The 12,702-nt window shown below is 61.6% G+C and carries 10 protein-coding genes; 5 read left to right on the top strand and 5 right to left on the bottom strand.

Annotated elements, in window-relative coordinates; translation table 11 throughout:
- Positions 1-67 precede the first annotated feature (67 nt).
- Entirely contained in the window at positions 68-2,239 is a 2,172-nt protein-coding gene (locus QVP03_RS07675; protein ID WP_022332921.1) for a M3 family metallopeptidase, read from the bottom strand.
- A gap of 96 nt (positions 2,240-2,335) precedes the next feature.
- Between QVP03_RS07675 and QVP03_RS07670 the strand changes: the two genes are divergently transcribed.
- The 4 genes from QVP03_RS07670 (at position 2,336) to QVP03_RS07655 (ending at position 5,009) form a co-directional block, all read left to right on the top strand.
- Positions 2,336-3,055: a 16S rRNA (uracil(1498)-N(3))-methyltransferase gene (locus QVP03_RS07670; protein ID WP_022332920.1), complete on the top strand. Its 720-nt coding sequence runs from the start codon at positions 2,336-2,338 to the stop codon at positions 3,053-3,055.
- A 92-nt stretch (positions 3,056-3,147) separates the two neighbouring features.
- A complete protein-coding gene (locus QVP03_RS07665; protein WP_022332919.1) occupies positions 3,148-3,690 on the top strand; it encodes a chromate transporter in 543 nt (180 codons plus the stop codon).
- Complete coding sequence (locus QVP03_RS07660; protein ID WP_022332918.1) at positions 3,687-4,259, top strand: chromate transporter; 573 nt, start codon at positions 3,687-3,689, stop codon at positions 4,257-4,259. Before QVP03_RS07665 ends, QVP03_RS07660 begins: the two co-directional genes overlap by 4 nt.
- A gap of 30 nt (positions 4,260-4,289) precedes the next feature.
- Complete coding sequence (locus QVP03_RS07655; RefSeq protein WP_022332917.1) at positions 4,290-5,009, top strand: hypothetical protein; 720 nt, start codon at positions 4,290-4,292, stop codon at positions 5,007-5,009.
- Here QVP03_RS07655 and QVP03_RS07650 read toward each other — a convergent pair.
- From QVP03_RS07650 to QVP03_RS07635, 4 genes are read right to left on the bottom strand one after another with little or no spacing between them, the layout of a single operon-like run.
- Positions 4,974-5,261 (bottom strand): hypothetical protein, encoded by a 288-nt coding sequence (locus tag QVP03_RS07650; protein ID WP_022332916.1) that lies wholly within the window; start codon positions 5,259-5,261, stop codon positions 4,974-4,976. The genes QVP03_RS07655 and QVP03_RS07650 overlap by 36 nt on opposite strands.
- Before the next feature lie 12 nt (positions 5,262-5,273).
- On the bottom strand, positions 5,274-6,284 hold the full coding sequence (locus tag QVP03_RS07645; protein ID WP_022332915.1) for a class I SAM-dependent methyltransferase: 1,011 nt from the start codon (positions 6,282-6,284) through the stop codon (positions 5,274-5,276).
- An 8-nt stretch (positions 6,285-6,292) separates the two neighbouring features.
- On the bottom strand, positions 6,293-9,346 hold the full coding sequence (locus QVP03_RS07640) for a glycoside hydrolase family 2 TIM barrel-domain containing protein (RefSeq protein ID WP_172977232.1): 3,054 nt from the start codon (positions 9,344-9,346) through the stop codon (positions 6,293-6,295).
- A gap of 21 nt (positions 9,347-9,367) precedes the next feature.
- Positions 9,368-11,182 carry a peptidase U32 family protein gene (locus tag QVP03_RS07635; protein WP_022332913.1) on the bottom strand — a complete coding sequence of 605 codons (1,815 nt, stop codon included), beginning with the start codon at positions 11,180-11,182 and terminating at the stop codon, positions 9,368-9,370.
- 204 nt (positions 11,183-11,386) lie between these two features.
- Between QVP03_RS07635 and serS the strand changes: the two genes are divergently transcribed.
- The gene (serS, locus tag QVP03_RS07630) at positions 11,387-12,658 is read left to right on the top strand and encodes a serine--tRNA ligase (RefSeq protein ID WP_022332912.1); all 1,272 of its coding nucleotides are present in this window, start codon (positions 11,387-11,389) and stop codon (positions 12,656-12,658) included.
- The last annotated feature ends 44 nt before the right edge of the window (positions 12,659-12,702 follow it).

Here is a 12,702-nt window from a genome sequence, read left to right as displayed (position 1 = left end):
AAAGGTCATGATGATAAATGCTTTTTTCATGTTATTGCAAATATTGGGTTAATTTTAAGGATGGAGGCTATTCCTGCCGTATTTCCGGCTGAAGGAGCGCTTCGCCTTCGTCGGCGGGTTCCGGCTCGGGTTCGTCCCAGAGTCCGCGGCTGCGCAACATCGCCCGCTTGTCGGGGTCGGCGCCGCGGAATGCCCGGTAGAGCGACATGCCGTCCTCCGAACCGCCGCGCGAAAGCAGCTTGGCGCGGAAATCTGCGGCGATCTTCTTGTTGAACAGGTCGCCGCTCTCGCGGAAGGCCTCGAACGTATCCTTGTCGAGCACCTCGGCCCAGGTATAGAAATAGTAACCTGCCGAATAGCCGCCGTCGAAGATATGGCTGAAATAGGGGTAACGGTAGCGGGGCTCGATCTGCGGGATCAGGCCTCGCTTCTCGTTGAGCGCCTGCCGCTCGAATGCCATCGGGTCGAACGGTTCGTATTCGGTGACCGAGTGGATATCCATGTCGGAAAGCGACGCGGCGATCAGTTCCGTGGTGGCGAAACCCTGGTTGAAGAGTTCGCTCTTGCGGAGTTTGTCCACGAGGTATTTCGGGATCACTTCGCCCGTGCGGTAATGCACGGCATAGTGCTTCAGCATCTCGGGTTCGAATGCCCAGTTCTCCATGACCTGCGAAGGCAGCTCGACGAAATCGCCCTCGACCTCCGAGAGGCCGCGGTATTTCACGTCGTGAAACAGGAAGTGGAGCGCATGGCCGAATTCGTGGAAGAGCGTTTCCGTCTCGTCGAGCGTCAGCAGTGCGGGCGTATTGCGCACCGGGCGCGTGAAGTTGCAGACGACACTCACCACGGGCGCCACGCGCTTGCCGTCCTTATAGGTCTGCTCGACATAGTTGCCGCACCAGGCGCCCTGGCTCTTGCCGTCGCGGGGGAAATAGTCGAAATAGAGCACGCCCAGGTGCGAGCCGTCGGCATCGAGCACCTCGTAGGCGACCGCATCGGGATGGTAGAGCGGCACGACGATCGGCTGGAAGGTGATGCCGTAGAGGCGGTTGGCCAGGTAGAAGATGCCGCCCTGCACGTTCTCGAGCGAGAAGTAGGGACGCAGCATCTCCTCGTCGAGGGCATAGTTCTGCTTGCGCAATTTCTCGGCGTAATACCACCAGTCCCACGATTCGAAGGTGGCACCGGGGATGTCCTTCTGCAAAAGCGTGTCCATCTCGGCCAGCTCGCCCTTGGCGCGTTCGAGCGCCGGCGTCCAGATCTGGTCGAGCAGGCCGTAAACGGCATCGGTCGTACCGGCCATCTCGTCCGCCACGACATAGGCGGCGTAAGAGGGATAGCCCAGCAGGTGTGCCTTCTCCGTGCGCAGGCGGATGAAATCGTTGATGAGCTGCTTGTTGTCGTATTCGTCGCCGTTATTGCAACGGTTCAGATAAGCCTTATAGATCTTCTCGCGCAGGTCGCGCTTGGTGGAATAGGTCAGCAGCGGGATCAGGCTGGGCTTGTGGAGCGTGAAGACCCACTTGTCGCCCTTGCCCATCTGCCTGGCCTTCTCGCGGGCGGCGTCGCGGATGCCTGCCGGCAGCCCGTCGAGTTCGTCCGACTTGAGTTCGAGCACGAAATTGTTGTTTTCGGCGAGGATGTTATTCCCGAATTTCACGGCCGTGAGCGACAACTGCCCGTTGATCTCTTTCAGGCGGGCCTTCTGCTCGGCGTCGAGCAACGCCCCGGCGCGCACGAAGGAGTCGTAGGTCTTCTGCAACAGACGCATCTGCTCGGCGTCGAGCCCCAGCGCCGCACGCCTGTCGTAAACCTCCTTCACACGGACGAAGAGCTTGTCGTCGAGGCGGATCTTGTCCCTGTGCGCGGCCAGCAGGGGCATGGCCTGCTCTTGCAGGGCCTGCATGCGGTCGTTGGTTTCGGCGGCACACAGCATGCCGAACACCAGTTCGGTCTGCGCGAGCATTTGCCCGGCATCGTCATAGGCAAGGATCGTGTTTTCGAACGTGGCCTCGTCCTTGTTCGAGGTGATGGCGTCGATTTCGGCCTCGTGCAACGACATGCCGCGTTCGAAGGCGGGCATGAAATGCTCGGGCAGGATCTTGTCGAACGGCGGCACGCCGTGCGGCGTATCCCATTCGGTGAAAAACGGGTTTTCCCCGGCCGTTTTCCGGGAATCGCATGACGCAAGTGTCATAAGCAGTAAAAGTGTTGTGAATAATCCTGCAATACGTTTCATCTATCGTGTTATTTTGTGTAACTTTGCAATCGCCGACGGCGGAGGCATCTTCGATGCGTCCGCACAGCGATGCAAAGTTAATAATTTATAACAGGTATGCAACTTTTTTACGCCCCCGACATCACGCCGCCCCTCTATACGCTGAGCGAAGAGGAGTCGAAACATTGTGTCCGCGTGCTGCGCCTGGGGCGCGGCGATACCCTCCATATAACTGACGGAAGGGGCAATTTATTTTGTTGCCAAATCACCGACGACAACCCAAAGCGATGTGTGGTGCGCGTCACCACGACGCAGACGCAGTGGGAACCGCTCCCCTACCGGCTGGTAATGGCCGTGGCGCCGACCAAAAACGCCGACCGCTTCGAATGGTTCCTCGAAAAGGCCACCGAGGTAGGGGTCAGCGCCATCGTCCCGCTCGAAACGGAACACAGCGAACGCCGCGTCTTCAAACCCGAACGCGCGGGGAAGGTCATCACGGCGGCGATGAAACAGTCGCTCAAGGCCTACCGCCCGGAGCTGCACCCGCTTACGCCGTTCCGCGAGGCCGCAGCCAGGCCGTTCGAGGGGCGGAAATTCATCGCCCACTGTGCCCCGGCGCTGTCGCCCGCAGGCAAAATCTACCTGCCCGCGACGCTCCGCAAAGGCGAGTCGGCGCTGGTCTTCATCGGCCCCGAAGGCGATTTCTCGGACGCAGAGATCGCTTTCGCGCGTGCCAACGGATTCGAGGAGATCACCCTCGGCACGCAGCGCCTGCGCACCGAAACCGCAGCCGTCGTCGCCACGGTCATGGCGTCGGTGGCCAACGCCGGACAATAAAACGGCCGGGCGGGGAGCATAGCCGCCCCCGGAACCCCGTCCCTGCGACAGGGCCGCCGCACACGCCGGATTAAGTAAAGAACACGGAAAACATGCAACGACTTCGTACCATTTTCGCCTCCTTCTTCAAGATCGGGCTTTTCACCTTCGGCGGAGGATACGCCATGCTGCCGCTCATCGAGCAGGAGCTGATCGCCAAGCGCGGCTGGATCGAGCACAAGGAGTTCCTCGACCTGCTGACCCTCGCACAATCCGTCCCGGGGCCCATCGCCATCAACACCTCGGTATTCGTAGGCTACAAGATGCGGGGGCTGAAAGGCGCCGTGGCGGCATTGCTGGGCAGCGTCCTGCCGTCGTTCGTCATCATCCTCGCGATCGCGCTCCTGTTTGCCGACATACGCCACAACCCCGTCGTGGACGCCGCATTCAAAGGCATGCGCCCGGCCGTGGTGGCACTGATCGTCGTGCCGGTGATCTCGCTGGCGCGGGGGATGCACTGGGCCATGTTCGCGGTGATCGCCGCGTCGGCGCTGGCCGTATGGTACTTGGGCTGGTCGCCGATCTATATCCTGATCGCAGCGGCGGCCATCGGTATCGCATGGACATTATTCATCGCTAAAAAAGCAGGCAAATGATCTTCTGGCAACTATTCGTAAGCTACCTGAAAATAGGGTTCTTCGGCTTCGGAGGCGGCTACGCCATGCTCTCGCTCATCCAGAACGAAGTGGTCGTGCAGCACGCCTGGATGACCAACGCCGAATTCGCCGACATCGTAGCCATCTCGCAGATCACCCCCGGGCCCATCGCCATCAACTCGGCCACCTATGTCGGCTACACGGTCGGCGCACAGGCCGGCAACGCGTGGTGCGGCATCCTGGGTGCGGCGCTGGCGACGTTTGCCGTATGCCTGCCGTCGCTCACGCTGATGCTGCTCATCACGCGCTTCTTCCTCCGCCTGAAGCAAAACCCCGTCGTCGAAGGAGCCATGAAGGGCATGCGCCCCGTGGTCATCGGCATGATCGCCTCGGCGGCACTGCTGCTGATGTTCCCGCACAGCAAAGCACCCGACGAACAGAACTTCATCGACGGCTGGAGCTGGGCGCTGTTCGGCGGCGTCTTCGTCGCCTCGGTCAAAAAAGTGAACCCCATCCTGCTGATCTGCCTCTCGGCCGCGGCGGGCATCCTGATATACTACATATTCTGAGCATCCCGGAAGGGAAACACCCTCGCAGCCATGAAGAAACCCCTCAAGAAACGAATTAAAAAGTGGAAAATCGGCGACTACGCGCGCCAGTTCTCGATCGTCACGGGCGGCGTACTGCTGACCCTGTGGCTGACCGCCCGGATCACCGAAGCGGCCAAACAGCGGGAGGTACGGCAGGCCATGCAACTCGTCGCATCCGAACTGCACGACAACCTGCAGGTCGTCCGGGATTACAGGTACACATACGGCAAAGACAAATGGGTGGCACGGCGCCTGCTGGAAGCGGATTTTTCGCTCGCAGGGTTCCCGTCCGACACGGTCGAAACCTATTCGCGCTACATCACAGGCGGCATGGGCAAGCCCTACCGCCTGTCGAACGATGCCCTGGAAATGCTCAAGACGACGGGCATCGCCTCGCATATCGCCGACAAGCAGACCCTCATCGACCTGCTGCGCTGCTATAAGGAACTCGCGGCGTTCGACGACTACATGGAGCTGTATTACGACCAGCGCATGCAGGCCATGCTGCCCTCCCAGATGGAGAATCTCCATTGGAATTCACCCTACCACGAAGGATTCGAGAAAACGCTCGCCGACAAAACGGTACGAAACTGGATCGGGCTGATCCCCAGAGCCTTCGACGACTGGTTTTTCGGAGAGTACGAGAAGAAACTCGAAAACATGATTCTCCTGCTGGAGGGGCGTTACGGGAAATCAGAACATGGCGACGACGGCGCCTCCGGCCAGTAACAGGATCAGGAAGGCGCAGAGGAACAACAGGCCGAGGATGGCCACGAACGTGCCGACGCAGCCCCAGCGCTGGCCGCCGTACGGCAACGGGTCGGTCAGCAGGGTGATGATAAGCCCCACGAGCGGCGTGAAGATCAGGCTCACGAGGAATGCCAGCCCGAAGCCGATGCGCCGGCTGCTGCCGATGATGCCCACCAGGACGGACAACAGGCAGTCGCTCAGCAGGCCGAACAATACGATCAGGATACTCATGGTTCCAAGTTTTTAACGTGTAAAACGGTAGTACGTACCGAGCGGCAGTTGCTTGCCCGCACGATCCGTGAAACAAAGTTCGCCGTACTGCTCCGTACGCGGCGCACCGAACGCCTGCCGCACCGCCGTACGGGCCAGCGTGGACGACAATCCCATCGAATAGAGGTTCAGCACGAGGAACGCCCCCCGCGGCTCCAGCAACCGGGCACAGCACTCGAGCATCTCGCAGATGTTGTCCTCGAGAATCCATTTCTCGCCGTTGGCACCCCGCCCGTAGGCCGGGGGATCGAGGACGATGCCGTGGTAACGGTTGCCGCGGCGGACTTCGCGCTGCACGAATTTCAGCGCATCCTCGACGATCCACCGGATGCCGTCCAGTCCGCTCAGCTCCATGTTCTCGCGCGCCCAGGTGACCACCTGCTTCACCGAATCGACATGCGTCGTATCCGCCCCTGCGGCACATGCCGCGAGACTCGCCCCGCCCGTATAGGCAAAGAGGTTCAGCACGCGCGGCGTGACGCAACACCCCGGGCCGGTGGCAGAGTGCCCGTCCCGGCCCGATCCGGCGCCTGACGGCACTGCAACATCGTGTGCCGGCAGGGAACTCCCGGCCGCAGCCGCGCCGGAAATATCCGCAGGAAACGTCCCGCCCGAAACCAGCGCCCGGCAATTATCGTAGATGAAATTCCAGTTGGCGGCCTGTTCGGGGAAAATGCCGACATGCTTGAACGAGGTGAGCCCCAGGCGCATACGAAGCGCCATATCCTTGTATTCGTAGGCCACCGTCCAGCGCGGAGGCATGCCGGGGCGCAGGCGCCACTCGCCGCGTTCGTCGCTGCGCACATCGCGCAGGAAGGCCGCGTCGGCCATGCGGCGCCACTCCCCCTCGGGGAGCGAGCGCCGCCAGATGGCCTGCGGTTCGGGACGGCGGGCAACGTATTGCCCGAAGCGTTCGAGCTTCTCGAAATCCCCCGTGTCGATCAGTTCGTAATCCCCGAACGAGGGTGTCAACTGTCCTTGCATGCTTATGGTTACTTTACCGTCGGCTTCAGCATGAAGCGGAACGTATAATCGCCGTAGGGCACCCGGAACTGCTTTTCGGGCAATGCGCCCCAGCTGTCGATACAGCCCAGGCCCGATTGCAGCAGGTCAAAGTTCACGAACGTGGCATCGCGTGCCACGAGCGTCCCGGAATGCTGCTGCGGCGGAAAATTCGATACGTCGAGGTCTGCCGTGGCGTACGGCAGCGCCGAGGCCGAGAACGGCGCATCGGCAAGGATCGTCAGCCCCGTACCGGCGCTGTCGGCCACCGTCCACCAGCGCAGGCCGCCCTTGGTGCCGGACTCCTGCGGACGCACGTATTCATCGTGGTACTGGTCGGCGACACGCTGCTCGTAAAGCCCCAGGTCGGCCGACGAAAGGCGGTCGGCATAGTTCTCGTGCGCACCGCGGCCGTAATAAACCACACGGTCGTAACGCGCCGGCATCGTGAGCGTCATACCGAAGCGGAACAGGTTGGGCACCTCGGCCGTCTTGTCGGCGGTCATCCGCTCGGAGACCTCCATTTCGCCCGCACCGTTGATGCGGTAGGTCAGCGCCAGCGTAGCTTTCACGGCGGGCAGCTCATAGAGGGCCTCCACGACGGCCACCCCGTCCTCGACCGCAGCGTCGAACTTCGTAAGCTGCAGTTCGGGGTTCTTCCATACGGCCTGCCGCTGGTGCAACTTCGCCCCGAGGTCGTTTTCGGTCGGGGCACGCCAGAACTGCGGGCGCAGTTCGGCCCCTTCGGCCATCAGCTCACGGCCGTCGACCGTATAGGTAGCCAGAAACCCGTCGCGCGAGAAGAACATCTGCCACGTATCCCCTTCGACGCGCACACCGCGTTCCCAGCGGGTCACCTCTACGGGACGCGCCGAGGCCGCAAGGCCGAAACCGGCCTTACAGTCGTACTCGCGTACGACGAACTGCTGTTTGGCCACCGTATGGCCGATGTCGAGCAGCGGCTGCTTCTCTTTGAGTTTATAGGCCACGTTCACCAGGATTTCCTTCGCCTGCGGGCAGAAATCGGCTGCAGTGAATCCCAGCTCATATGCACGGCGCTGCTGCGGAGCGACATCGAGGTCGCCGATGCGGCCGGCCTTCACCACACGGCCGTCGGCAAGCAGCTGCCACTCCATTTCGTAGGCATCCAGCCCGATGAAGAAATTTTCGTTATAGACCTCGACCCTGCCCTGCGCAAGGTCGACGGGCGTAGTCCAGATGCTCTGGTACTGGCGCTGCACCTCGTAGGCATGGGGGTGCCACGTGCGGTCGGGGGCAATGATACCGTTGCAGTTGAACGAGTTGTCCGTCGCATCGTAGTCGTTGAAATCGCCGCCGTAGAGGAACGACACACGGCCGTCGGGCTCGTAGCGGACAAGCCCCTGGTCGACGAAGTCCCAGATGAAACCGCCCTGGTAGGAGGGGTATTTGCGCACCAGTTCCCAATAATGGTCTAGGCCCCCCATCGAATTTCCCATGGCATGGGCATATTCACACTGGATGAGCGGTTTGGAGGGGTTGTTGCGAGCATATTTCTCGCATTGTTCATAGCCCCAGTACATGGGGCAGATGATGTCAGTGAAGGCCCCGTCCTGATCGTACACGGCACGTTCGTAATGCACCGGACGCGAAGGGTCGTACTCCTTGATCCAACGGTAGCATGCCTCGAAGTTGGGGCCCATGCCCGCCTCGTTGCCCATCGACCAGATGATGACCGAAGGATGGTTCTTGTCGCGCAGCACCATGCGCCGGTTGCGTTCCATGTGTGCCTGCGCATAAGCCGGCGCCTTGGCCAGCGTGTTGTCGCCGTAGCCCATGCCGTGCGACTCGACGTTGGCCTCGTCCACGACATAGATGCCGTAGCGGTCGCACAGCTCGTACCACTGCGGGTCGTTGGGATAGTGGCTCGTGCGTACGGCGTTGATATTCATCTCTTTCATGATGCGGATGTCCTCGATCATCCGTTCGCGGCTCACCACATAGCCGCCGACGGGATCCATCTCGTGGCGGTCGGCGCCCTTGATCAGCACGGGCTGCCCGTTCACGAGCAACTGTGCGTCCCTGATCTCCACGGAACGGAAGCCCACGGGCTGCGTCACGGTCTCGGTCACGCCCCTGCCGTCCGACACGGCGATCTCGAGCGTATAGAGGTTCGGGGTCTCGGCCGACCATTTGGCCGGGTCGGCGACCTCGAAGACATACCCGCCCTTGCCGCCGGCAGGCTGCAATCGATGTTCCGCCACGACACCGCCCGCCGCATCGCGCAGCGTCAGACCGACCGACTTCACGCGGGGCGTGGTTTCCACCTCGACGCGCAGCGTGGCGTCCTTATATTCCGAATCCAGCACGGGCGTGATACGCACGTCTTCGAGGTGCGCCTTGTCGCGGGCAGTCAGCTCCACGCCGCGGGCAATGCCCGCGAAGCGCCAGAAGTCCTGGTCTTCGAGGTAGGTGCCGTCCGACCAGCGGAACATCTGCAGGGCAATGAGGTTTTCGCCCGGCTTCACGAACTTCGTGATGTCGAACTGCGCGGCCAGCTTGCTGTCCTCGCTGTAACCGACGAAACGTCCGTTGACCCAGACATAGACGTTCGACGTGGCGGAACCGATCGAAAGGAAGATGTCCTTGCCGCCCCACGATGCCGGGATGTCGAACGTGCGCCGGTAGGAACCCACATGGTTCTCGGCATCGGGCACATAGGGCGGATCGTTCCTGAAATTACCGCGCCAGGCATAGCCGATATTCACATAGACGGGGTCGCCGTAACCGTTCAGCTCCCACATCCCCGGCACGGGCATGCTGCCCCACGCCGCATCGTCGTAGTCGACGGCCCCGATGCCGGACGGACGCTCCGAAGCGTTGCGTACCCAGTGGAATTTCCATACGCCGTCGAGCGACAGGCGCTCGCCCGCGGCGAACGACGAGCGCATCGGCAGGCGGTTGATTTCATTGACGGCAGGATCCTGCCATTCACGCCCGGTCTGGGCGCCGGCAGCCAACACGCCCGAAAGCGCTGCCGCAAGGATCAAAAGAGTTTTTTTCATCATGGAGTTATCGTTTAGGTTTCATAATTTCGTCTTGGTACAGTCCACCAGGCTCATCTCGCACCGGTCGCAGTCGAACTCCAGCCGATAGCGCGAACCGCCGCGTTCGAGCCACAGTTCGCCCCGCAGGCGGGGATGCTCCTTCAGGCACTCGCCGATCTCGCGGCGGATGCAGTAGGCCGAACGCATCACGCGGCGCCCCGCCGTCGAAGCCGCGAGATCCAGCCCCCGTTCGATCCGCCCGACCCCGTGGTCGCGGTAAAACGCCTCAGCGAGGCGGTTGGTGACATTTTCCTCCGCCGAAAGGCATTCCGCTGGATATTCCGCCCTGCCTTCGGGCAATATCCGGTGTCCGATGCCGCGCTCCGACCGGGCCTTCGACAATGCATCGAGCCCCTCGCGGCGCAACTCCGCGGCCAGCGACGCCGGGACGAACCAGTCGCCGCCCCGCACTTCGGCCCCGCGCACGGCAAAAACCGTATCGCCGCCCTTCACCGCCTGCGTCCGCAATGCCGCGGTATTGGCCGCGGCATTTTTAGCCCTTTCCAGGGCGACGCTGCGTGCGGCCGAAGCCGTCACACCCTCACAGTCGGTATAGCTGAATCTAACACCCCCTGCCGTCGCTTCGACCAGCACCGAGGCGGGGATCACGCGGCGCGTACGGCTGCGGGCGAGGAGCTGGTTGAAACGGTGGTCGTAATTGCGGTAGACCTCCGTCCCGGGCACAATACCTTCCATGCGGTTGGGCGTCACACATTCGCCGTCGGCGGCGTTGACATTGGTGCCTGCGAACCCCCGGTCGGTGAGGAAACAGATGCCGTCGCCCGCGGCGAGCAAACCGCCCCGATCGAGACGGAACCTGTTCTTTTCGACCCGCACCACACGGCCCACATACTCGCCCACCGCCTTCGGCGTATCGAACGACGCCACGCCCGGCCGCTTGCCCGCGAAGAAATATTCCGACTCCCCGCGCGTGAAGCTCTTGGCCGTATCGGGCGTGAAATCCGGGATGCTCTCCCCGGCTGAAGCCCGCCGCAGATGCGGCCTTACGGCCAGCGCCGCGTCGACCTCGCGACGGTAGTAGGCCACAATGTTCTTTATATAACCGACATCCTTGAGCCGCCCTTCGATTTTGAACGAAGTGACGCCCGCGTCGAGCAACTCGCCGATATGCGCCGAAAGGTTCAGGTCGCGCACCGACAACAGGTGTTTCCCGGCAATATAGGTACGTCCCCGGCCGTCGGTCAGGTCGTAAGTCAGGCGGCACGGCTGGCTGCACGCCCCGCGGTTGCCGCTGCGGTCGGACACCGACCGCGAGAGGAAACAGCGGCCGCTGTAACCAACACAGATCGCCCCGTGGACGAAACATTCCACCTCGGCCGCGGTCGCAGCGCAGATGTCCCGTATTTCGCCGAGCGAAAGCGCCCGTTCGAGGATCACCCGGGCGAACCCACACTCGCCCAGGAAACGCGCCTGGGCAGGTGTCATATTGCACATCTGCGTCGAAGCATGCAACTCGACCGGCAGGTTCATGCGCCGCAGCGCCATGTCCTGCACGATCAGCGCATCGACCCCGGCCGCGATCAGTTCGCGGGCCTGCCGCCCGGCGGCCTCCAGCTCGTCGTCGTAGATCAGCGTGTTGAGCGTGGCATGCACCCGCACTCCGTAGCGATGGGCATATTCCACCACACGGGCGATCTCGCCGGCGCTATTGCCTGCCGCATAACGGGCTCCGAACTTCGCCCCGCCGATATACACGGCATCGGCACCGTAGTCCACGGCGGCGACGGCCGACTGAAAATCTTTGGCGGGAGCGAGTAGTTCGACGGATTTCAACGCATTATTTTTTGCAAAATTAACAAAATCCGCGACAAATGCGGACTTGTGACCCCGGAAAAATGTCATCCGGGCTCCCGCACGCGGTGAAACTCCGTTTTTTTATGAAACAGGCAAAAAACGGAGCGACAGGAGTGCAAGTTGGCGTGTTTTTTATAATTTTGCAATTTGTAAACACGAATACACACAAAAACACAGGATACCATGCTTACGATAAAGCAAATCCGCGATGACAAGCAGGCCGCGATCCGCAAGCTCGCCAAGAAGGGAGTGGACGCCGCACCGGTCATCGCCAGGATCGAAACGCTGGACGACCGCCGCAAGGCCATCCAGACCGAACTGGACAATACGCTGGCAGCGCAGAACAAAGCCGCCAAGGAGATCGGGGCGCTGATGGGACAGGGCCGCCGCGACGAAGCCGAGGAGCGCAAGCGCTTCGTCGCCGACCTCAAGGAAAAATCCAACCGCCTGCAGGCCGAATCGCACGACGTGCAGGAGGAGTTGCAGGCAGCGATCGTCTCGCTGCCCAATTTCCCGGCCGACATCGTGCCCGAAGGCAAGACCGCCGAGGACAACCTCGTCGTGAAGCTGGTCGAAAGCTATACCCAGCTGCCCGAAAACCCGCTGCCCCATTGGGAACTGGCACGCAAATACGACATCATCGACTTCGACCTGGGCGTGAAACTCACGGGCGCCGGATTCCCCGTCTACAAAGGCAAGGGAGCCCGTCTGCAGCGTGCGCTGATCAACTATTTCCTCGACTGCAACACCCGGGCCGGCTACCTCGAAGTGGAACCGCCGATCATGGTTAACGAAGCCTCGGGCTTCGGCACGGGCCAGCTGCCCGACAAGGAAGGGCAGATGTACCACGCCACGGCCGACAATTTCTACATGATCCCGACGGCCGAAGTGCCCGTGACGAACATCTACCGCGACGTGATCCTAGACGAAAAGGACTTCCCGGTGAAGATGACCGCCTACACCCCCTGCTTCCGCCGCGAAGCCGGTTCGTACGGCAAGGACGTGCGCGGACTGAACCGCCTGCACCAGTTCGACAAGGTCGAGATCGTGCAGCTGAGCCTGCCCGAAGCGTCGTACGAAGCGCTCGACGGCATGGTGGCGCACGTGGAGTCTATCGTCAGGTCGCTGGGGCTGCCCTACCGCATTCTGCGCCTGTGCGGCGGCGACATGTCGTTCACCTCGGCGCTGACCTACGATTTCGAGGTCTACTCCGAGGCGCAGAAACGCTGGCTGGAGGTCTCGTCGGTTTCCAACTTCGAGTCGTTCCAGGCCAACCGCCTGAAGCTCCGCTACCGTGATGCCGACAAGAAAACACAGCTGGCACATACGCTCAACGGCTCGTCGCTGGCGCTGCCGCGTATCGTGGCCGCCCTGCTGGAGAATTTCCAGACCCCCGACGGCATCCGGATTCCCGAGGCGCTGATCCCCTATACGGGTTTTGATATTATCAAATAAGTTTCTATATTTGCTGACACAACACAACTTTTAACAATAAATTT

Origin of the sequence: Alistipes sp. CAG:29 (genome assembly GCF_000435435.1) — a bacterium.
Classification (GTDB): Bacteria; Bacteroidota; Bacteroidia; order Bacteroidales; family Rikenellaceae; genus Alistipes; species Alistipes onderdonkii.
Note: the sequence above shows the minus strand (reverse complement) of the source record. Positions and strands in the feature narration are given on the sequence as shown.

Bases quoted from the DNA above. Each gene is read 5' to 3' on its own strand.
- QVP03_RS07665 (WP_022332919.1), top strand. From the start codon at position 3,148: ATGCAACGACTTCGTACCATTTTCGCCTCCTTCTTCAAGATCGGGCTT.
- QVP03_RS07640 (WP_172977232.1), bottom strand. From the start codon at position 9,346: ATGAAAAAAACTCTTTTGATCCTTGCGGCAGCGCTTTCGGGCGTGTTG.
- QVP03_RS07655 (WP_022332917.1), top strand. From the start codon at position 4,290: ATGAAGAAACCCCTCAAGAAACGAATTAAAAAGTGGAAAATCGGCGAC.
- QVP03_RS07645 (WP_022332915.1), bottom strand. From the start codon at position 6,284: ATGCAAGGACAGTTGACACCCTCGTTCGGGGATTACGAACTGATCGAC.
- QVP03_RS07650 (WP_022332916.1), bottom strand. From the start codon at position 5,261: ATGAGTATCCTGATCGTATTGTTCGGCCTGCTGAGCGACTGCCTGTTG.
- QVP03_RS07670 (WP_022332920.1), top strand. From the start codon at position 2,336: ATGCAACTTTTTTACGCCCCCGACATCACGCCGCCCCTCTATACGCTG.
- QVP03_RS07675 (WP_022332921.1), bottom strand. From the start codon at position 2,239: ATGAAACGTATTGCAGGATTATTCACAACACTTTTACTGCTTATGACA.
- serS (WP_022332912.1), top strand. From the start codon at position 11,387: ATGCTTACGATAAAGCAAATCCGCGATGACAAGCAGGCCGCGATCCGC.
- QVP03_RS07660 (WP_022332918.1), top strand. From the start codon at position 3,687: ATGATCTTCTGGCAACTATTCGTAAGCTACCTGAAAATAGGGTTCTTC.